The organism is Solidesulfovibrio aerotolerans, assembly GCF_009856865.1.
Lineage (GTDB): Bacteria > Desulfobacterota > Desulfovibrionia > Desulfovibrionales > Desulfovibrionaceae > Solidesulfovibrio > Solidesulfovibrio aerotolerans.
The window spans coordinates 54,088-73,010 of sequence record NZ_WVUD01000021.1; the positions used below are offsets into that span (position 1 = coordinate 54,088).

18 protein-coding genes are annotated in these 18,923 nt (G+C 63.8%); 10 read left to right on the plus strand and 8 right to left on the minus strand.

What is annotated here, in order from left to right; genetic code table 11:
- Positions 1-127 precede the first annotated feature (127 nt).
- The 6 genes from modA to GTA51_RS12235 all read left to right on the plus strand — a co-directional run bounded on the left by modA (position 128) and on the right by GTA51_RS12235 (position 4,080).
- Positions 128-847: a molybdate ABC transporter substrate-binding protein gene (gene modA, locus GTA51_RS12210; protein ID WP_160961452.1), complete on the plus strand. Its 720-nt coding sequence runs from the start codon at positions 128-130 to the stop codon at positions 845-847.
- A gap of 97 nt (positions 848-944) precedes the next feature.
- Positions 945-1,631: a molybdate ABC transporter permease subunit gene (locus tag GTA51_RS12215; protein ID WP_160961454.1), complete on the plus strand. Its 687-nt coding sequence runs from the start codon at positions 945-947 to the stop codon at positions 1,629-1,631.
- Between the two features lie 139 nt (positions 1,632-1,770).
- Positions 1,771-2,022 (plus strand): FeoA family protein, encoded by a 252-nt coding sequence (locus tag GTA51_RS12220; RefSeq protein ID WP_160961456.1) that lies wholly within the window; start codon positions 1,771-1,773, stop codon positions 2,020-2,022.
- A 43-nt stretch (positions 2,023-2,065) separates the two neighbouring features.
- Positions 2,066-2,314, plus strand: a complete 249-nt coding sequence (locus GTA51_RS12225) for a FeoA family protein (RefSeq protein WP_160961457.1) — start codon at positions 2,066-2,068, stop codon at positions 2,312-2,314.
- 198 nt (positions 2,315-2,512) lie between these two features.
- Positions 2,513-2,962 carry a C-GCAxxG-C-C family protein gene (locus tag GTA51_RS12230; protein ID WP_160961459.1) on the plus strand — a complete coding sequence of 150 codons (450 nt, stop codon included), beginning with the start codon at positions 2,513-2,515 and terminating at the stop codon, positions 2,960-2,962.
- Positions 2,963-3,084: 122 nt separating this feature from the next.
- A complete protein-coding gene (locus GTA51_RS12235; RefSeq protein WP_343039511.1) occupies positions 3,085-4,080 on the plus strand; it encodes an Lcl C-terminal domain-containing protein in 996 nt (331 codons plus the stop codon).
- Here the strand turns inward: GTA51_RS12235 and GTA51_RS12240 are convergent.
- The 4 genes from GTA51_RS12240 to GTA51_RS12255 form a co-directional block, all read right to left on the minus strand.
- The gene (locus GTA51_RS12240; RefSeq protein WP_160961463.1) at positions 4,077-6,101 is read right to left on the minus strand and encodes a methyl-accepting chemotaxis protein; all 2,025 of its coding nucleotides are present in this window, start codon (positions 6,099-6,101) and stop codon (positions 4,077-4,079) included. The genes GTA51_RS12235 and GTA51_RS12240 overlap by 4 nt on opposite strands.
- Positions 6,102-6,218: 117 nt before the next feature.
- Positions 6,219-6,890: an ABC transporter ATP-binding protein gene (locus tag GTA51_RS12245; protein WP_160961464.1), complete on the minus strand. Its 672-nt coding sequence runs from the start codon at positions 6,888-6,890 to the stop codon at positions 6,219-6,221.
- A gap of 17 nt (positions 6,891-6,907) precedes the next feature.
- Entirely contained in the window at positions 6,908-8,074 is a 1,167-nt protein-coding gene (locus tag GTA51_RS12250) for an FtsX-like permease family protein (RefSeq protein WP_160961466.1), read from the minus strand.
- A 118-nt stretch (positions 8,075-8,192) separates the two neighbouring features.
- Positions 8,193-8,669: a DUF2318 domain-containing protein gene (locus GTA51_RS12255; protein ID WP_160961468.1), complete on the minus strand. Its 477-nt coding sequence runs from the start codon at positions 8,667-8,669 to the stop codon at positions 8,193-8,195.
- A 477-nt stretch (positions 8,670-9,146) separates the two neighbouring features.
- On the opposite strand from GTA51_RS12255, the gene GTA51_RS12260 reads away from it, so the two are divergent.
- Together GTA51_RS12260 and GTA51_RS12265 are read left to right on the plus strand one after the other, a co-directional pair.
- Positions 9,147-10,961: an ATP-binding protein gene (locus GTA51_RS12260; protein WP_160961469.1), complete on the plus strand. Its 1,815-nt coding sequence runs from the start codon at positions 9,147-9,149 to the stop codon at positions 10,959-10,961.
- Positions 10,936-12,327 (plus strand): sigma-54-dependent transcriptional regulator, encoded by a 1,392-nt coding sequence (locus tag GTA51_RS12265; protein WP_160961471.1) that lies wholly within the window; start codon positions 10,936-10,938, stop codon positions 12,325-12,327. Before GTA51_RS12260 ends, GTA51_RS12265 begins: the two co-directional genes overlap by 26 nt.
- A 59-nt stretch (positions 12,328-12,386) precedes the next feature.
- Here GTA51_RS12265 and GTA51_RS12270 read toward each other — a convergent pair whose 3' ends face one another.
- The 4 genes from GTA51_RS12270 to GTA51_RS12285 all read right to left on the minus strand — a co-directional run bounded on the left by GTA51_RS12270 (position 12,387) and on the right by GTA51_RS12285 (position 16,199).
- On the minus strand, positions 12,387-13,517 hold the full coding sequence (locus GTA51_RS12270; protein ID WP_160961473.1) for a DUF459 domain-containing protein: 1,131 nt from the start codon (positions 13,515-13,517) through the stop codon (positions 12,387-12,389).
- A 76-nt stretch (positions 13,518-13,593) separates the two neighbouring features.
- Positions 13,594-14,769 carry an SGNH/GDSL hydrolase family protein gene (locus tag GTA51_RS12275; RefSeq protein ID WP_160961475.1) on the minus strand — a complete coding sequence of 392 codons (1,176 nt, stop codon included), beginning with the start codon at positions 14,767-14,769 and terminating at the stop codon, positions 13,594-13,596.
- 45 nt (positions 14,770-14,814) lie between these two features.
- Positions 14,815-15,555 (minus strand): SGNH/GDSL hydrolase family protein, encoded by a 741-nt coding sequence (locus GTA51_RS12280; RefSeq protein WP_343039512.1) that lies wholly within the window; start codon positions 15,553-15,555, stop codon positions 14,815-14,817.
- Between the two features lie 272 nt (positions 15,556-15,827).
- The gene (locus tag GTA51_RS12285) at positions 15,828-16,199 is read right to left on the minus strand and encodes an SH3 domain-containing protein (RefSeq protein WP_160961477.1); all 372 of its coding nucleotides are present in this window, start codon (positions 16,197-16,199) and stop codon (positions 15,828-15,830) included.
- Positions 16,200-16,539: 340 nt separating this feature from the next.
- Between GTA51_RS12285 and argF the strand changes: the two genes are divergently transcribed.
- Positions 16,540-17,448, plus strand: coding sequence for an ornithine carbamoyltransferase (argF, locus tag GTA51_RS12290; protein ID WP_160961479.1), 909 nt, complete (start codon positions 16,540-16,542; stop codon positions 17,446-17,448).
- A 22-nt stretch (positions 17,449-17,470) separates the two neighbouring features.
- On the plus strand, positions 17,471-18,664 hold the full coding sequence (locus tag GTA51_RS12295) for an argininosuccinate synthase (protein WP_160961480.1): 1,194 nt from the start codon (positions 17,471-17,473) through the stop codon (positions 18,662-18,664).
- Positions 18,665-18,923: the final 259 nt, after the last annotated feature.

Consider the following 18,923-nt stretch of genomic DNA (forward strand, 5'->3'; position numbering starts at 1 on the left):
CCTGCCAGCTGCGGCGACTTGGCAACGGTCGGACTCGGACACATCTGAAAGTGTGGGCCAGATGTCGGATTCGCGACCACTGCACCATGAAAAGCGGGGAACCGCGAAACAATCAGAAGGAGCATCTATGCGTCGTATCGTGGGAATGTGTCTGCTGGCCCTGTCCCTGGCCGTGCCGGCCCTGGCCGAACCGCTGACCCTGGCCGCCGGGGCGGGGTATAAAAAACCCGTGACAGAGCTGGCAGCGGCCTTTGAAGCCAAAAGCGGCATCAAAACGGAATTGATTTTTGGCAACATGGGCCAACTGACGACCCAGGTGAAGGGCAGCGGCGCCATTGACCTCATTGTCGGCGAGAAATCCTTCCTGGAAAGCGCCGGAGTGTCCGTTGCCGGAGCCACGACCCTGGGCCGGGGGGTGCTGGTGGTGGCCTGGCCCAAGGGGAAACCCCTGGCCGCGCCGGCCGACATCGCCAAGCCCGAAGTGACCCGGCTGGCCATGCCCGATCCGGCCAAGGCGATCTATGGCAAGGCCGCCTCCCAATATCTGGAGCGGGCCGGGCTGGCCCAGGCCGTGGCCGCAAAGCTGCTTGCCGTGGCCACCGTGCCCCAGGTCACGACCTATGTGCAAAGCGGCGAAGTGGACGCCGGCTTCGTCAACCGCACCGACGCGCTCGGTGCCGGGGATTCCATTGGCGGATTTTTGGAGATCGACCCCTCCCTCTACAGTCCCATCGAGATTGTGGCGGCACCCGTTTCAGGGGCGAAAAACCCTGAAGCGGCCAAGGCCTTTCTCGCCTTTTTGGGCACGCCCGAGGCCCAGGGTATAAAGCTGCGGCACGGCCTGTAATGCAGCGCAGCTGCTGCCGGTTGCGGCCCGTCCGGTGGGCCGCAACCGGCCCTGGGGCGGTTTGTTGCGCCCCAGGGCCGCAACCGGGAACCATGTGATGCCCGAGACGTTTTGGACCGCAGCCGGTAGTGCCGAGGTGGCTTTTTCCATTGGCCTGACCCTGCGGGTCATGGCTTTGGCCGTGCCGCTTTTTTTCGTGCTGGGCGTGCCGCTGGGCTATCTCCTGGGCCGGGGGCGGGGGCGCTTTGTGGCCCTGGTGGACGTGGCCGTCTCCTTGCCGCTGGTGTTGCCGCCCATGGCCGTGGGTTTTTTTCTGCTGCTGCTTCTTGGCCGCAACGCGCCCATCGGGGGCGTGCTGCGGGAAACGCTGGGTGTTGAGCTCATCTTTGGTTTCCCGGGACTGGTCATTGCGGCGGTGGTGGCCGGCTTGCCGCTCATGGTGCGGCCGGTGCAAGCGGCGGTGCGGGGCGATCTGCTGCGGCTTATTGAACTGTCGTCGGTATTGGGTAAATCCGCACCCACCACCTTTGTCCGGGTGGTGTTGCCCCATTGCCGCAAAAGTGTGGCCGCCGGCATGTTTTTGGCCACGGGCCGGGCGCTGGGTGAAGTGGGGGTGAGTCTGCTCCTTGGCGGCGACATTGTCGGGCGCACCAACACCGTGTCCCTGGAAATCTACAACGCTGTTTTTTCCGGCCAGTTCGCCCGGGCCGGTTTTTTGGCCGCGCTTTTGGCCGGCGTTTCCCTTGTTTTAACGCTTTTGCTCAAGCGCACCGGCCGGGGCTGACCGTTTGGGGCATGAAACGCAGAGCCTCGCTCTGTGCCGTGGCCGGCCAAGGCCGGAGCAACCTGGGGCTGTTTGTTGATTGAGAGCTTGACAATCATTCTCAATGTCGTTAGTTACTGTGGCAGACAAGGAGAATGGCATGTCCCCGCTTGGTTCGCTTTCCACATTTCCTCCCGGCAGCCGTGTGCGCGTCGAGTCGTTGTGCGATTGCCCCAGAGCCCGGGGGCGGCTGTGCGCCATGGGCATCACTCCGGGCACGGTGGTGGAGATCACCTCCTGCTGCGGCGGCCCGGTCTGTTTGCGGGCCAGGGGCTGTTCCATCACCCTGGGCAACGGCTTGGCGCAAAAGGTGCTCGGGCGGTTGGAACAGGGCGCTTGTGTAGCGGCCTGATCTGCCGGCAGCCCGTTTTGGAGCCGGCGAGGGAGGACGAGTCATGGAACAGGATGTCTCAAAACCCATTGGCTTGCGCCAGTTGCTGGTCGGGCAGCGGGCCAGAATCGCAACCGTTGGCTCATGCGGCGAACTTGGGCGGCGTATCCGCGATATGGGACTGGTGCCCGGAACGGAAATTGCCGTCATCGGGCGCGCGCCCTTGCACGACCCGGTGGCCTTGCGACTCAAAGCCTTCACCCTGACGCTTCGCAACAGCGAAGCCGATCATATTACCGTTTTACCGCTCTGAGGGCTGGCCGCCGCAGGGCGGCCTGCATACACAGCCAGTACAACCGGATGCCTTGGGCAGCCGGTTTTTCTTTTTTTCTTACTCCAGTGTCAGGCGGGGTGGCCCCTTTGCGTTGCCGGCAGGGCCTTAGGTCATGTATGGCGATCCCACGCTGCGCAGTACCCGGCGTGAGACCGGTGTTACGACCAGGAGGCGAACATGGAACAGGAATCTGCAACGATTGCCGCGGGACATTTTGCCAACGGCTGTAACTGCTCCCAGGCGGTGCTGGCCAGTTTTGCCCAACGCCTGGGACTGGATACGCCGACGGCCATTCGCCTGGCCACGGGTTTTGGCGTGGGCATGGCCCGAGGGGGAGCCTGCGGGGCCGTAACGGGCGCGGTCATGGTGCTGGGGCTGGCCGGCGGCGGCGGCGGGCCGGGCGGTGCCGCCGCCAAGACGGCGACCTATGCCCGGGTCCAGGAATTCTACGATCAGTTTATTGACCGGCATGGAACGATCATCTGCCGCGACCTTCTTGGCGTTGATCCTTCGACCCCGCAAGGGCTGGAGCAGGCCCGCCGGGAACAGCGTTTTCAAACGGTGTGCACCAAGTTTGTGGCGGACGCCGCTTCGCTGGTGGAAACGATGCTGCAGCCCGGGAACTGACCGCAACAGCAATTGCCGAACGCGACACGAGACAAAGGCCGGGGGGATGGATGCACAGGCAACCCGCGGGCGGCCCGATCCGGGGATGGCCGGGAGAAGATTCGCTGCTGGGGACGCCGCCAGTGGCAGCCGGGGTACTGCCGACCGGGCAAACCGCCTGCTTCGACGCAGCCGGCCGGCCCGTCCCGTGTCCGGGCAGCGGCCAGGACGCCGCCTTTGCTCCCCCTGACCCGTATGGCCCGGGGCGTTTTCAGGCGGCCGCGCCGGGCTTGGTCAAGGACCAGGCCACGGGCCTGCTGTGGCCCAGGGATGCCGGGCTGGCCGGTTTCCCCCGCCCTTGGGGCGAGGCCCTGGAGTTGGTTGCGGCTTCTGCCCGGGACGGCCTTTTCGGGCGTTACGACTGGCGCCTGCCCAACCGGCGGGAACTGCGAAGCCTCATCTCCTACGCCGCAGCGCGTCCGGCCCTGCCGCCGGGACATCCCTTTCAAAACGTTTTTACCGGCTGGTACTGGAGTTCCACCACCGCTGCCGTGGCTGCGGCCTATGCCTGGTACGTCTACCTGGAAGGCGGGCGGATGTTTTATGGCAAAAAGGACCAGGATTGTCTGATCTGGCCGGTGGCCGGTGTTTCGGACATGCCGGCCACCGGCCAGGAGCGCTGCTTCGATGGCCAGGGCCGGGAGATCGCCTGCGCCGGCACGGGCCAGGATGGGGAACTACGGTCTGGCCGACCCTGGCCAACGCCGCGTTTTGAGCTTCAAGGGGACGGTGTCCTGGATAGGCTGACCGGGCTTGTCTGGGCCGCCCGGGCCGATGCGGCCAACGGACTCACGCATTGGGAGCAGGCCCTGGCGGTGTGCGCCAGCCTGGGCCATGGCCGGTGGCGGCTGCCCAACATCAACGAACTGGAATCCTTGGTCGATGCCGGACAAAGCCGGCCGGCCCTGCCGGCCGGGCATCCGTTTGCAGCCGTGGGCGAGGCCTACTGGTCCTCGACCACCAGCGCCTTTGAAACCAATTGGGCCCACGCCCTGTATCTCCATAAAGGAGCCGTGGGCGTGGGCTTTAAAAGCGCCAGGGAATTTTTGGTCTGGCCGGTGCGGGGACCGCTGCCCTAGAAGCGTGTAAACTCGTCCTCGTCCGTCGCCGCCGGGCGGGTGGTGCCTTTGTGCGCTGCAGACGGTCGCGCCTGGGGGCGGGAACCGGCGGCGAGTGCCTTGGGGCGGGCCTGACTGCTGCGCGGCAGGCTGTCGAGATGGAAGTAGGACACGGTTTCCTGGAGTTGCAGCGCCTGGCTTGAGAGTTCTTCGGCGGTGGAGGCCATTTCCTCGGAGGCCGAGGCGTTTTGCTGCACCACCTGGTCAAGCTGCTGGATGGCCCGGTTGACCTGCTCGGCACCGGAATTCTGCTCCACGCTGGAGGCGGTTATTTCCTGGATGAGTTCCGCCGTGCGCTGGATGTCGGGCACGATGCGGGCCAGCAATTCGCCGGCCTTTTCCGCGATGGCAACGCTGGAGGAGGACAGATGGCTGATTTCACCGGCAGCGTTGCCGCTGCGCTCGGCCAGTTTGCGGACTTCGGCGGCAACCACTGCAAAGCCTTTGCCGTGTTCACCGGCCCGGGCTGCCTCGATGGCGGCATTAAGCGCCAACAGGTTGGTCTGGCGGGCAATTTCCTCGATGATGCCGATTTTGGCGGCAATCTGCTTCATGGCCGTCACGGTCTGGGCCACGGCCGCGCCGCCGCTCTGGGCATCTTCGGCAGTCTTTAAGGCTATCTGCTCGGTTTGCCTGGAGTTGTCGGCATTCTGGCGGATGTTGGCCGCCATTTCCTCCATGGACGATGAGATTTCCTCAACGCTGGCCGCCTGCTCTGTGGCCCCCTGGGAAAGGCTCTGGGTGGTGGCCGAGAGTTCCTCGGAACCGGAAGCCACGTTTTCCGCGCCGCCCTGGACCTGCCCGACGACTTCGCGCAACTTCTGGACCATATGACGCAGGGCAGCGGCCAGATCGCCCACTTCGTCCTTCTGGTCGATGTCGATGGTCTGGTTGAGGTCGCCGGAAGCCAGGCCTTCGGCGGCGCGCACGCCAATAAGGATGGGCCGGGTGATCATGCGGGAAATAACGACGCCGAGCAGCAACGCCAGGGCTACGCCGACTCCGATGCCGCTGAGGGAAAAAATTCTGGCCCGGGCGGCGGCCTGTTCGCCGTCCGCCTGGGAAGCCTCGGCTTCGGCCCCGGAAACGGCCATAAGCTTGTCGAGGATTTCAAAACAACGCACCTGCTTCTCCCGCACGGTCACCATGGCCTCTTGGCGCATCGTGGCGTAGATGGCCTCGACGCGGGCCACCTCGTCGTTCATGCGGTTGAACTGGGCGACCGTCAATTCCACGGGAACGTGGATCTCCGCGTTGAGAACGGCGAGCAGTTCTTCCCGGGGCGCTTTTTTCCCGGCCAATTCCTTGAGCCGCAGCACGCCCCGGTGGAGCTTTTCGTGGACCGGCCGCAGTTCCTCAAGGGCCTTTTTAAAGACCGGATTGGCAAGGCTGTGCCCCCCGGCATCGAGCCATTTGCCGAAATTGCACTGGGTGGAGCTGTCGCCGCCGACCAGGGGTGTGCCGGCCAGGGCCAGGGCGTAGGCATCGCTGAGCAGTTTGTAATGATCGCCCCGGAATTGTTCGATCTTGTGGCGAAGGGCGCTGGGATCGTCAATGCCGGACTTGTCCCATTGGCGGGCCAGTTCAAAGATGCCGTTGTTGATCTTGACCCACTCCTGCCAGGTGGGTCCGAATTCGCGCCACAAACGCTCCGCTTCCGGTGATTTTGGCAGTTTTTCGTATTCGTCCCAGGACTTGCGATAACTTTCGCGCAAGCTGGCGACGTTGTCGAACTGGCGCTGCCGGTCCTTGGGTTCAAGCCCGGGAATGAGCAGGGAGCGCTGGGCCACCCGCACGGATTCCCCGGCTATCTTGATATGCTGCAGATCCCGCACGGCGGGCAGATTGACGTCTGAAACCGTGTTGAGGCGATCGGTCACGACGGACAGGCCCGACAGGCCGACCAGGCCGACGATAAGGGTGATGCCGGCGGTGATGAGAAAACCCCCGACCAGTTTGACCCCAAGTTTGATATTGCGCATGCGGTGACTCCCTTAACTGCGGTCCTGGCGCTGATTTGCTGTGGAACCGCCCATACCTAAGGGCGCACTTCGGGATTTGTCAAACGGTTCGGTTGCGGCGCGGCCTGCTACGTCGGCTTACGCGCCGGCTTTGACCAGACCATCGGCGATTTCCACCACCCGTCCGGCCATGGCGGCATAGCCGGGTTCGTGGCTGACCATGACCACGCTCATGCCATCGGCGTTGAGCCCCGCAAGAATCTGCATGATGTGGCGCCCGGTGTCTCCATCGAGGCTGCCGGTGGGTTCGTCGGCAAAGATCACCCGGGGTTGCGTGACCAGGGCCCGGGCGATGGCCACCCGCTGCTGTTCGCCGCCGGAGAGCCGGCCGGGGAGGCGATCCGCTTTTTCGGCCAGCCCGACCCGGGCCAGACAGTCCAGGGCCTTGCGGCGTTTTTCTGCCGAGACCGGCCGCAGGCTGGACAGAAACGGGGTCAGCACGTTTTCAAAGGCGGTCAGATACGGGAGCAGATGGTGCATCTGAAAGACCATGGAAAAATCCGTGGCCCGAAGCCTGTCGCGTTCCCGGGCCGACAGCCCGGCCAGATCGCGGCCCTGGTAGCGCACCTGCCCGGCATCCGGGGAGAGCAGGCTGGAGAGGATGTTGAGCAGGGTGGATTTGCCCGACCCCGACCGGCCCATGATGCATACGAATTCCCCAGCCGCAATGCGAAGCGACACCCCGCGAAGGGCCGGGGCGTTGCCGGCGTCTGTGGCATAGGCTTTAACGATGTTGTCTGCGACGAGCATGGCAAAAACTCCCGGGGTTACAGCATGACCAGGGCCTGGGACGGCTCGATGCGCGCGGCTGCCAAAGCCGGCGGCAGGGAGGCCAGACTGGAAAGGACGGCCACGGCGACAAAGGTGAGCCCGAATTGGACCGGATCAAAGGCCGGGGCCGCTTGATCGCCCAGGTTCAAAAGGGCCATGAGCCGGCCGCTGGCCGCAAACCCGGCACAATAGCCGACCACGGCCGAGGCCGCGCCAAGGACCAGAGCTTCGAGGTTCATGAGGAAAAAGACCGCCACCTTGGAAAAGCCCAAGGCGCGCAACAGCCCGATCTCGTTTTTGCGCTCATTGACCGAGGAAAAGACCGACAGGCCGATCATGACGCAGGCCGTTAAGAGAATGACCCCAGAGACGGCCAAGGCCAGATGCTTGACGAAATCAACCGTCATCATGCGGCTTTTGACCACCTGCTGCATGGCCTTGACGTCCGTATCGGGCAGGCCGGCGGTGAGCTGGGCCGTTATCTCCTCAATAGGACAGCCGGAGCACAGCGCCGCCACCTCCACGAAATGGACGCGATTTTCCTTGCCGGCGGCGGCCTGCAAAGCGTGCAGATCGGCAAACAGCAGCCGGTCGTCTTCAGAGCCGGTGGACCCGAGCACCCCGGAAACGGTGAACTCCCGACCCTCCACGGCAACGGTGCTCCCGGGGGCGAGTCCCAGGCGCGCCGCAGCGTCAAAACCGGCCACGATGGCCGACGGGTCACCGGGCAGGCTCCCTTTCGCGGCGTGCCAGTGGCTTTTGATCTGGCGCTCCTGGTCAAAATCCACACCGACCACGCCCACCGGCACCTCGGCCACCCGGGTGAGCACCACGAATTTCGGGGCCACGGCGCTCAGCCGATCCTTGTGATGAATGCCCTTGATGGCGGCCAGCGTTTCGTCTTCCTTAAGGTATTTGATGTCCACGGACACGTCGCCCAGGGCCATTCCACCGTAGCCCACCGACAGCGTCTCGGTCTTGGGACTGACCAGGATGTTGGCCCCGTAGGCGGAAAGCTTGGCTTCCAGGCTTTCGCCCACGGCCTTGGACAGATCAATAAGCGCCGTCACCGAGGCCACGCCGATGGAAAACACAGCCACCATAAGCAGGGTGCGGGGCAGTTTGCGGCGCAGATTGCGCAGGGGAATGGTCAGGATATTCACAAGACCTCGCAGGGATTAGGGCGATCGCTGCCTTCGGTTGCGCCCGTGGCCGAAACGGAGGGGGTGTTTGCACCACCCCGCAGGGCCATCGACGCTCGGGCGCGGGTGCCTTTATGGCTTAGAAATAGGCGGCACCGGCAGCGATGTCGGCGAGCTTTATGCGTACGGATTCGCCAACGACTTCCGAGGCCAAGGGCGAAGGGTTACAGCCGCCGCGCACCTCCCCCACCATGGTCAAATGGAAACGGCGGCCGCAGTTGGTGCAGAGCATGAAATCGCCTTCCTGGCGGTAGCCCTTTTTTTCCGGATAGCACACGTCGCAGGCGTCAAGGGCAGTGCGCACCTTGCCATCAGCGGTCTTGACGGCAAAAAATCGGACTTCCTTGCCGCCAGCAGCCACGGCATAAAAATGGGCTTTGCCATCGCTTAAATCGGCCAGCGGCAGGCTGACCGCGCCATCGGACGGGGTCAGGCTGGCGGTGCTGGAGAAAAGGCCGAGCAGGGCATGGCTGGGCTGGGCACCAGCCAGCAGGGCAGCCAGGGCCAGACAGGCAACAGCGGCCAGCAGCAGGCGGTCAGGAATTTTGACGGACATGGGTGTTCCTTTGGTTTTGGGGCTGCGATTCGGGAAGCGGCCTCGGGTGGCGTTCACAACGATCATAAATAAAAGGTGTTGCTGCTTGGCACAGCATACCGGCAGTGACCCAACGCAACACGAGGGCAAGCCGCCAGGGCCGGCCTGGGCGTCCATAAAGCTTACTCGCCCGGGGTTGACGACTATCAGAGACACCCAACCTACGAGGCCGGACCGGGCGTCAATAAAGTTTACTAACCCAGTATGAATTGACTGGCCTTAGCAACGCCTGTGCCAAAAAAACAGCCAACGCCCAGGCCGGGCCGATTGCTTGGAACGGGCCGTGCAAACGTTTGGGCGAGACACGGGCTGGCGGTGGCCGGCCTTCTCCTGACTGTCTATTTTAGAGACACTGCGCTGGTGTTGGCGTATAGAAAATAACCACTGTGCTTCTTTTTTATCCACAGGCCGCCCGGCAGGCGGCAACAGGCGAAACACATGCTGCATGAAAGCAAGCGCTGGTCCTTTCGCGGCGGGTCATCCCCGTTGCTGGTGCTCGGCGCGGCCGGTATCCTGGCTGCCGTGGTGACGGTTATGGCCGTCATCGACCTTGGCCGGGAAAAGCAATATATGACGCAGCTTTTGCTGGAAAAAGGGGCAGCGCTCATTAAAGCTTTCGAGGCTGGTGCCCGCACCGGCATGCGCGGCGGTTTTGGTGCGGATATACGGTTGCAGCATCTGCTTGAAGAAACCGCCAATCAGCCCGGCATCTTCTATATCGCCGTCACCGACGAAAACGGCCGCATCCTGGCCCACAGCGATGCTTCGCGCATTGGGAAAACACTTTTTACGCCCGAGGGCATGGCCGATCTGGCCCCGGAAGGTTTTGAGAAATGGCGGCTGGCCCTGGAGGAACCGGACGGCCGGCGCTCGTTTCTGGTCTACCGGCGCTTTGTGCCCTCGGCCCTGGGGCGCGGTCCCCATGGGTGGCGCATCCATCCGCCGGTTGAGAGCCGGGATTTTTTGTGTACCGAAGACTGCGACACCAAGGGGGCGCTGCGGCCCCTGCGCGGGGTGCCCCTGGATATTTTCGTGGGCCTGGACGTCGCCCCCATCGAGGCCGCCCGCCGGGCCGATCTGCACAATATGCTGACCACCGCCGTGGTGGTGCTTATTTTGGGCCTTGGCGGCGTGCTGGGCCTTTTCTGGGCTCAGAGCTACCGCGCCCAGCGCAAAGCCCTGCGCCAGACCACGGCCCTGGCCTCGGAAGTGGTGGCGGCCATGCCGGCCGGGCTTGTGCTTATCGGCCCGGATGGCCGGGTGGCCATGGCTAACGGCCCGGCCGAGACCCTGGCCGGCGTTGTTCCGGGCGGGCTCATCGGGCGGGACGCCGCTGCGGTCTTGCCGCCGCAGGTGCTTGCCGATCCGTTGCCCGGCGAGCGCGAGATGGACGTTTCCCTGGCCGGCGGGCCGGTGGTGGCGCTCGGCGTGTCGGTGTCGGCGGTGCGAACCGATGAGGGGACGCCGGTTGGCTCGTTGGTCGTGCTGCGCGATCTGCGCGAGGTGCGTCGCCTGGAAGCCGAGGTGCGCCGCCGGGAAAAGCTGGCGGCAGTCGGCAATCTGGCCGCTGGCGTCGCCCATGAAATCCGCAATCCCCTCAGTTCCATCCGGGGCTACGCCGCCTATTTTGGCGGCAAGTTTGCCCCGGGCAGCGATGACCGGCAGGCGGCCGAAATCATGGTGCGCGAGGTGGATCGGCTCAACCGCGTTATTTCGGAACTGATCGAATTCGCCCGACCCTCCGACCTTGAGCGTCGGCCGGTGCGCCTGTCCGATCTGGCCGGCCACGCCGCCCGCTTGATCCGGCCCGACGCCCTGGCCAGCGGCGTGTCCATCGAGCTGGATAAGGCCGACGACGATCCCGAGGTGCTGGCCGATCCCGACCGGATGGCCCAGGCTGTGCTCAATCTGTGCTTAAACGCCGTTCAGGCCATGGAAGCGGGTGGGGTCATGGGGCTGCGGGTGGGGCTGGTCCCCGACGGCCGGGCCTTTTTGGAAGTGACGGACACCGGGGTTGGTATTGACCCGGCCGAGCGCGACCGTTTGTTCGATCCCTATTACACCACCAAATCCCGGGGCACGGGCCTTGGCTTGCCCATTGCCCACAAAATCGTGGCCGCCCATGGCGGGGAAATCCGGCTCACCGTCCGGCCCCAGGGCGGCACGTCGGCCATGGTCGTGCTGCCCATGGACGGGGTTGGCGATACAAACGACGCGGAGGAAGACGATGCTGGCGAACGTTCTCGTAGTTGACGATGATGCCGGGCATCTGTCCATGTTGCGCACGGTCCTTTCGGGCTGGGGCTACGCCGTGGCCGGGGCCGGCGAGGGGGCCGAGGCCGTGGCCATGGTCCGGGAAAAGCCCTTTGATGCAGTCCTTTTGGACGTGCGCATGGCCGGCATGGGCGGTATGGAAGCCCTGGCCCGGATCAAGGAATACAATCCGGCCGTGCCGGTGCTGATCATGACCGCCTATTCGTCGGTGGAAGTGGCTGTCTCGGCGCTCAAATCCGGGGCCTACGACTACCTGACCAAGCCGCTGGACCTGGACGTGCTGCGGCTCACCCTGGAACGCGCCTTGGACCATGTGCGGCTGGCCCGGGAAAACGCCAGCCTGCGCCAAAAGCTTGGCCCGGGGGCCGGCGGCCCGGAGATTATCGGCAAGAGTTCGGCCATGCGCGAACTGTTTTCCATGATCGCCATGGTGGCCCCCACTGAAGCCACGGTGCTTGTCGCCGGCGAATCGGGCACGGGAAAGGAACTGGTGGCCAAGGCCCTGCATGCCGGCAGCCCAAGGGCCGGGGGGCCGCTGGTGGCCGTTAATTGCGCCGCTCTTTCGGAAACACTCCTTGAATCAGAGCTTTTCGGTCACGAAAAAGGAGCCTTCACCGGGGCCGAGCGCCGTCGGGAAGGGCGGTTTATGGCCGCCAACAAAGGCTCGATTTTTCTCGACGAGATTGGCGAGATCGCCCCGGCCATCCAGGCCAAGCTCCTGCGCGTCATCCAGGAACGCGAAATTCAGCGGGTTGGCGGCGACCGGCCGGTGGGCGTTGACGTGCGCATCCTGGCCGCCACCAACCGCGATCTGAAAAAGGAAGTCGAGGCCGGTCGGTTTCGCGAAGACCTGTATTATCGCTTGAACGTGGTCACCTTGACCGTGCCGCCCTTGCGCGAGCGCCTGCAGGACATTCCGCTTTTGGCCCAGCATTTCCTGGCCCGGTTTGCCGAGAAAAATCGCAAACGCATCAAGGGCTTCACCCCGGCGGCCATGGATCATCTGCTGCGCTGTCCCTGGCCGGGCAATGTGCGCGAGCTGGAAAACGCGGTGGAGCGGGCGGTCATTTTATCCGTTGGCGAATATGTCGGCGAGCGCGAACTGCCCCTGTGGGAACTGCGCGATGTCGAGCGGCGCAGCCACGGCCAGCCCGCTGCCGGGACTGGCGCGGCCGGCCAGCCCGATCTGGCCGGTCTGGCCGGCATGGCCCTGGACGACGTCGAGCGCGAAGTGATCCTGGCCACCCTTCGCGACACCGATGGCAACAAGAGCGAAGCGGCCCGGGTGCTCGGCATCACCCGCGCGACCTTGCACAAAAAACTCAAAAAATACGGAGAGGAATAAAAGATGCCTCCGGCGGCCGGGGGGATACCCCCGTACCCCTTTGATGGGAAAAGTTCGGCTCAGCGCTTGACCGGCAGGCGCAGGGTCTGGCCGATGCTCAGGCGTCTGGAATCTACTCCGGGATTGACGGCGGCGATGTCGTCAGGATCAAGGCCCAGGCGTTTGGCGATGGTCAGGAGGGTATCGCCGTTGCGTATGGTATAGGTTTTGTGGCTGGCGCGCGGTTTGGCTTTGGCAGGAGGCTCTTTGGGGGGCTGGCGTGGCTCATCCGCCACGGCGCGCAGATCCCGGGCCTGGGCCAGCAGTTCGTTGGTGCCGGCAGTGGGCGGCAACAGTTCCCGGCCGGTCAAAGACTGCAGTACGACGCCGGCCAGGAGCCTGGACCCGGAATCGGTCAGATGCACGCCGTCGGCGGTGCGGATGGGCACGGTTTCGCTGGTGGCGGCGTCCCGGGCATGGCGGGTGAAGCGGCCCTCCGAGTCGGAGAAGGCAGCCTCGGTGCTGATGAAACGGCAGCCGGTGGCCGCGCACATGGCGGCCAGGGCGGCGTTTATCTGTTTGACACCGGCCCCAAGCGTAGGCTCGCCCATGGACGGGACGCCCACCCAGAAAATGGCGGCGGCCGGGTTGGCCTGTTTGCAGATGTCCACCAACTCGCGGGCCTTGGCCGCATACGCCTCGACCCAGGCAGGGTTTTCAAAATACGTGCGGCTGCCGTCCGCGGCAGTCAGCGGCATGGCGTCGTTGGCCCCGAGCATGATAACAGCCACGTCAGGCGGCGTTTGGGCCGTCAGTTCCCGCAGCCGGGCCGGCCAGTCCAGCAACTCCGGTCGGCTCAATCCGGTGGATCGGGTTCCGTCCCGGGTGAAATCGACCCCGGGGGCACCGGCCAGGGCATGCTCCAGTTGTTCGCCAAGACTGATGGACAGCGAATCCCCAACGACCAGGATGCGCCGGGTCGCCGCCGCCGCAGAAGCGGCAGGACGCTTGCCCGGTGTGGCCGCCGTTTGAGGCGCGGTCGGTGTCGCAGACGGGGTTTTTTGCGGGTCATCCTGGCTGCAGGCCGCACCGCACAGGCACAGCAGAACGATAAGCAGCGCCAGGACAAGCCCATGCCCCGGGCGCTTGGCCCGGGGCATGGCGGCAACCCGGGCGATGTGGCCGCCTCGCGGCGGCGCAGGCGCGGTCATCGAACTCCGACCGGCCGCTGACAGGGAGCGGCAGAGTCCTCCCCGGCAGGTCGCGTTGCGGGAAGCAGGGGCCGTGTCATGGATGCGCCGCAGGGCTGGCAGCTGCGGCCCCGGCTTGTTTTTTGGGCACGATTTCAACGTCCCGGGTCAGGGCCGTCAGGAATGACTGGGCCAGAATGTCGCCGCCGGCCACGGTGAAGTGGACCTTGTCGTTGGCCCGGACCTTGATTTTAACCCCTTTTTCGTTGGCCAAAAAGGTTGCGTAACCGCCTTGGTCGTCGGCCAAAAGGCTCCAGGTGTCGAGGTAGCGGCTGCTTTTGTATTTGGCGCATTCGGCCATGACAATGTCGTTCATGATCTGGACCTGCTTGGCATAGGGCGCATCGCCCATGATGGGCAGGCCGATCCAATAATTGCGGATATTTTTTTCCTGCAGCACGGAAAGGAAATCTTCCACGCGCATGGAAAAGACTTCCGGCCAGGTCTTGTTGGGGCTGCCGGGGGCCCGGGGTTTTTCGTTGACGTTAATATATTTGGCGTCGTTGGCCCCCATCATGATCACCACGACATCGGGTTTGTACTTGTCGATAAAGACACGCAGCGCTTTGCCCCAGTCGTAGTATTTGGGATTGGCCAGACCGCTTGAGACCTTGCCTTCCTCAATGAGTTCCACGCCGTCGAGTTCGGCTACGCTGCGCCGAAGCGACAGGGACAGGCCGATGGCCAAAGAGTCGCCAACGACGAGCACCCTGTGTGGGGCCGGGGCCTTGCCCTGGGTCAGGGATTGCCCAGCCAGATCGGCGTTGGCCGGCGATGGTTTGGCGGCCGGGACGGCGGGAAGCGGGCTGGCGGCCTCGCCTTCGTCGGCCAGGGACGGGCGGGGAGGCGACAGGACGGCCAGCAGATTGTCCGCGTCGACGGGCTCGTCGGGCTTGAGCAACGGTTGGTTGGGGTCCAGTCGTTCGCGCAGAGCTTGCTCGGCGGCGTGCGAGGCCGGCTCTTCGCGGCAGGCCAGATTGTTTTTGTAGGTTTCGTCGAAATAGGGGGCCATGGCACAATCGAGTTGCCGCCAGGAAGCGGCCAGCTCGGTTTCGCGCCAGAGATTGCGCACCCGGCGGACTTGGCGCACGCCGGCCGAGACCGGGCCGTCGGCCAGACGGTCATCCACCCAGACCGACACCTTTTCGATGTTGATCAACATGGTGACAACCAGGGCTATCAGGTAGACGAGGCAGGCTTTTTTCCAGCTCATTGGGATAACGGCACTTCCGGGCGTTGGGATCGCGGTGCAGGTGCTTTAGGGCGCTGTGGTCAGGCCCGTGGCGACGCGATCGGTGAGCAGCTTGCAGCCGGCTGCGCTGAAATGAACGCCGTCCTTGCCGCGAAGAGACACCGCCTTGCCGCCGAGCGGCTTTTTGGCGGAGAAATTGCCGGCTTTGTCGGCAAACAGGTCCCAGGAATCGATAAAGCGGCAGCCCTTGGCCGTGACGCAGGCAGCGCGCATGGCCTCATTGGCGGTCCAGGCTTTTTGGCTGAAGGTCTTATCCCGCATGGGCGGCAGGCCGACCCAGATGATCGAGACGCCGCGGCCTGCGGCGATGGACAGGAACCGGGCCGCCTTGGCCTGGAAATCCTTGGACCACTCCGGGGTGCCTTTGCCGTTTTTGGCATCGTTGCCGCCCAGCATGACGACCAGGGCATCGGGTTTTTCGGTGGTCAGGAAGTCCGTCAGGGCGTTTTCCCAATCGTAGAATTTCGGGGTGTTGAGTCCGCTGGATACCTTGCCCCGGCTGGCCAGGGCCACTGGTCCGCGCGGTTTGAGGGACTGCTCCAGGGTCATGCCCAGTCCGACGGCAAAGGAATCGCCGACGATGAGCACTTTTTTCGGGGTGCAGGCGACCTGGGCCGTCGCCGCCAGGGACTCGGCCGTGGCTGCCGGCGGTGCTGCAGGCAGGGCCGCCACGGCGGCGTTGGTGCTCTTGGGCGGCTTTTTGGCCCAGGACGTGGCCGGCAGGGAAAGGACGCCGGCAACTGCCACAGACAGAGCCAGAACGCCGAGAACTCGGGACAATGTGGAGAGGGTGCGCCCGTACAGAGGACAAGACTCAAAATGTCGCATCCCTTGAGGTATAGACGCGGCTTGCGGCTTTGTCCAGAACGGGACGCGCGGTCGATCAGTCCGGCGGCGCGTCCCGGCTGGGGCAGCCTGATGGTGCGTTCGGTCCTGCCTGTTATCGGTCGCCAAAGAGCAACACTTTGAATTTATGCTTTTCAATCGCAAAAAGGCAGAAACATTTTTTTGAACGCGGCCTAATTCAGATATTTGGTCGCCACCCAGCCTTCCTGGCTGCGGGTGTAGGCCCAGACATGGGTCCAGTTGCCTTCCTGGCCAAGCACCTGCACCTGTTCGCCGGCACCAAGCGAATCGAGGATGGCGCACTTGGTGGAACCGCACGAGCGCAGACTCAGGCCGTCGATGTTGACCACCGCGAAAACGCCGCCCCCGGGGACAACCATGGGGACGTCCGCCGGAACGCAGCCGTAGCCAGACGCATAATAATAGCCTTCCGGGCAGGCCGGCGGCGGCACATAGACCATCGGGCCGGCAGCCACAGTACATCCCGAGACGGCGAAAAGCGCCGCCAAACCGAGCAACAGCCATAATCCTCGCATCGCTTTCATAGACCATCCTCCAGCCGTTTGCGGCATGTTTGTCCCGTTGCGCCACCCCGGTTCGTTCCCAACGGGTCTGGCGGGACGCAAAAAAAATCACTGACTCTGCCTGTCTTAGCACCGGCCCAAAGGCCCGGTCAACGCGCAAACGACTGAAACGCGCAAACGCCTTCAATTACCGGGCGGGATGGGCAACCACCCCAGCACGTTGCGTCACCGACCAAGCGGTCCTGGCGCAACCGACTGGAGACGGCTGGAGGGGCTCGCCAACCCTTTACAAATGGTCGCTTTGGAGAGTACCATTCCCTTTTTTACCAATTCTGGGAAGTCGCACCGCAAGGATACTGCCATGCCCCAACATTTTCTTACCATCTTGGACTTCACCCGTGAAGAGGCCGGCCGCATCCTCGACCGGGCCGCCGCCATGAAGGCTGCCAACTACCGCAGCAAACTCCTTGATGGCAAAACCTGCATCCTCATCTTCGAAAAAGCCTCCACCCGCACCCGCGTCTCCTTTGAAGTCGCCGTGCGCCATCTCGGCGGCTGGCCCATCTTTATGACCCAAAACGATTCGCAGCTCGGCCGCGACGAGCCCATCCGCGACACCGCCCGGGTGCTGTCGCGCTATGCCGATTGCCTGATCGTTCGCACCTTTGGCCACGACAAGCTGCGCGATCTGGCGGCCTTTGGCTCCATCCCGGTGGTCAACGCCCTGTCCGACGCCTTCCATCCCTGCCAGATCATGGCCGATCTGCTCACCATGCGCGAGCATTCCGGCCGCCTCGACGGCCTCAAACTGGCCTATATCGGCGACGGCAACAACATTGCCCATTCGCTTATAAACGCTGCCGCCCGCTTCCCCATACAGGTGGCTATCGCCGCGCCAAAAGGCTATCAGCCCGACCCCGCCGTGGTGGCCACGGCCCGGGAGCAGGGAGCCGACGTCACGGTTGTGACCGATCCGGCCGAAGCCGCCGCCGGTGCCAATTATCTGTATACCGATGTCTGGGCCTCCATGGGCCAGGAAGCCGAGCATGCCGCCCGGGTGAAAATTTTCGCCGGCTATCAAATAAACGACGCGCTTTTGGCCAAGGCCGCGCCCGGGGCCAAGGTGCTCCATTGCCTGCCGGCCCACCGGGGCGAGGAAATCACCGACGCCGTCATGGAAGGCCCGGCCTCCATCGTCTGGGACGAGGCCGAAAACCGGCTGCACGTCCAAAAGGCCATCCTCGAATGGATATTCACCACGGGCAAATAGCCCAGCCACAAGGAATCGCATCATGAGCAGCATTAAAAAAGTCGTTCTCGCCTACTCCGGCGGCCTGGATACCTCGGTCATCCTCAAATGGATCAAAAAGACCTATGCCTGTGAAGTGGTCACGGTCACCTGCGACCTGGGCCAGGAAGAAGAGCTCGACGGTCTGGAAGACAAGGCCCTGCGCACCGGCGCGAGCAAGGCCTATATTGATGATCTGCGCGAGGAATTCGCCAAGGATTTCATCTTCCCCATGCTGCGGGCCGGGGCTGTCTACGAGGGCCGCTATCTGCTGGGCACCTCCATCGCCCGGCCGCTTATCGCCAAGCGGCTGGTGGAAGTGGCCCGGGCCGAGGGTGCCCAGGCTGTGGCCCACGGCGCCACCGGCAAGGGCAACGATCAGGTGCGTTTTGAACTGACCACCGGCGTCCTGGCCCCGGATTTGATCACCATCGCCCCCTGGCGCGAATGGGACTTTGCCTCGCGCACCGATCTGCTCAATTTCGCCAAGGATAACGGCATCCCCGTGCCCTCGGACAAGAAAGGCTCGGACCACAGCATGGATCGCAACCTCATGCATTTAAGCTTTGAGGGCAGCGAACTGGAAGATCCCTGGAACGAGCCCAGCCCCGACACCTACCTGCTCACCGTGCCCGTGGAAAAAGCCCCGGACGTGGCTGATGTGATCACCATCGACTTTGAGCACGGCGATCCGGTGGCCCTTGACGGCGAGAAGCTGTCCCCGGCTGCGCTGATTAAAAAGCTCAATACACTGGGCGGCAAGCACGGCATCGGCCGCATCGACATGGTGGAAAACCGCTTTGTCGGCATGAAGTCGCGCGGCATCTACGAAACCCCGGGCTGCACCATCCTGCATGTGGCCCACCGCGATCTCGAAGGCATTTGCCTGGATCGCGAAGTCATGCACTTGCGCGACGGGCTCATTCCCAAATACGCCGAGATGGTCTACAATGGTTTTTGGTACGCCCCGGAACGAAAGGCCCTGCAAGCCATGATCGATCAGGCCCAGGAGCGCGTCACCGGCACGGTGCGGATCAAGCTCTACAAGGGCCAGGCCTATCCGCTGGGCCGCAAATCGCCCAACAGCCTGTACAATCCCAAGCTGGCCACCTTTGAAAAAGACGAAGTCTACAACCAGGCCGACGCCACGGGCTTTATCCGCCTCGTGGGCCTGCGCCTGCGCGGCCTTGGCCAGTAGTAGAGTCGTAGAGAGAGTAGAGAGAGCAAGAGAAAGCGAATCAGGGGCGCTGCCCCTGCACTCCGCCGGGGGGATAATCCCCCCGGACCCCTTGGCTGTGGGGCTGTTTCGGGTACGACGGCGGACCGTCGCACCCGAAACAGCCCCACGGTCAGGTTAAGTAAATTGATTTTTTTGTTTCCACTTACACCCCGTTAAGAGTTTTTGGGGAAGGAGGGGGTCCGGGGGAGGGAACCCTTTTTTGCAAAAAAGGGTTCCC

What these genes read in the sequence shown, in the direction of transcription:
- GTA51_RS12285 (WP_160961477.1), bottom strand. Translation starts at nt 16,199, where the DNA reads ATGAAAGCGATGCGAGGATTATGGCTGTTGCTCGGTTTGGCGGCGCTT.
- GTA51_RS12270 (WP_160961473.1), bottom strand. Translation starts at nt 13,517, where the DNA reads ATGACCGCGCCTGCGCCGCCGCGAGGCGGCCACATCGCCCGGGTTGCC.
- GTA51_RS12240 (WP_160961463.1), bottom strand. Translation starts at nt 6,101, where the DNA reads ATGCGCAATATCAAACTTGGGGTCAAACTGGTCGGGGGTTTTCTCATC.
- GTA51_RS12275 (WP_160961475.1), bottom strand. Translation starts at nt 14,769, where the DNA reads ATGAGCTGGAAAAAAGCCTGCCTCGTCTACCTGATAGCCCTGGTTGTC.
- GTA51_RS12225 (WP_160961457.1), top strand. Translation starts at nt 2,066, where the DNA reads ATGGAACAGGATGTCTCAAAACCCATTGGCTTGCGCCAGTTGCTGGTC.
- GTA51_RS12245 (WP_160961464.1), bottom strand. Translation starts at nt 6,890, where the DNA reads ATGCTCGTCGCAGACAACATCGTTAAAGCCTATGCCACAGACGCCGGC.
- modA (WP_160961452.1), top strand. Translation starts at nt 128, where the DNA reads ATGCGTCGTATCGTGGGAATGTGTCTGCTGGCCCTGTCCCTGGCCGTG.
- argF (WP_160961479.1), top strand. Translation starts at nt 16,540, where the DNA reads ATGCCCCAACATTTTCTTACCATCTTGGACTTCACCCGTGAAGAGGCC.
- GTA51_RS12255 (WP_160961468.1), bottom strand. Translation starts at nt 8,669, where the DNA reads ATGTCCGTCAAAATTCCTGACCGCCTGCTGCTGGCCGCTGTTGCCTGT.
- GTA51_RS12220 (WP_160961456.1), top strand. Translation starts at nt 1,771, where the DNA reads ATGTCCCCGCTTGGTTCGCTTTCCACATTTCCTCCCGGCAGCCGTGTG.
- GTA51_RS12265 (WP_160961471.1), top strand. Translation starts at nt 10,936, where the DNA reads ATGCTGGCGAACGTTCTCGTAGTTGACGATGATGCCGGGCATCTGTCC.
- GTA51_RS12215 (WP_160961454.1), top strand. Translation starts at nt 945, where the DNA reads ATGCCCGAGACGTTTTGGACCGCAGCCGGTAGTGCCGAGGTGGCTTTT.
- GTA51_RS12295 (WP_160961480.1), top strand. Translation starts at nt 17,471, where the DNA reads ATGAGCAGCATTAAAAAAGTCGTTCTCGCCTACTCCGGCGGCCTGGAT.
- GTA51_RS12260 (WP_160961469.1), top strand. Translation starts at nt 9,147, where the DNA reads ATGCTGCATGAAAGCAAGCGCTGGTCCTTTCGCGGCGGGTCATCCCCG.
- GTA51_RS12230 (WP_160961459.1), top strand. Translation starts at nt 2,513, where the DNA reads ATGGAACAGGAATCTGCAACGATTGCCGCGGGACATTTTGCCAACGGC.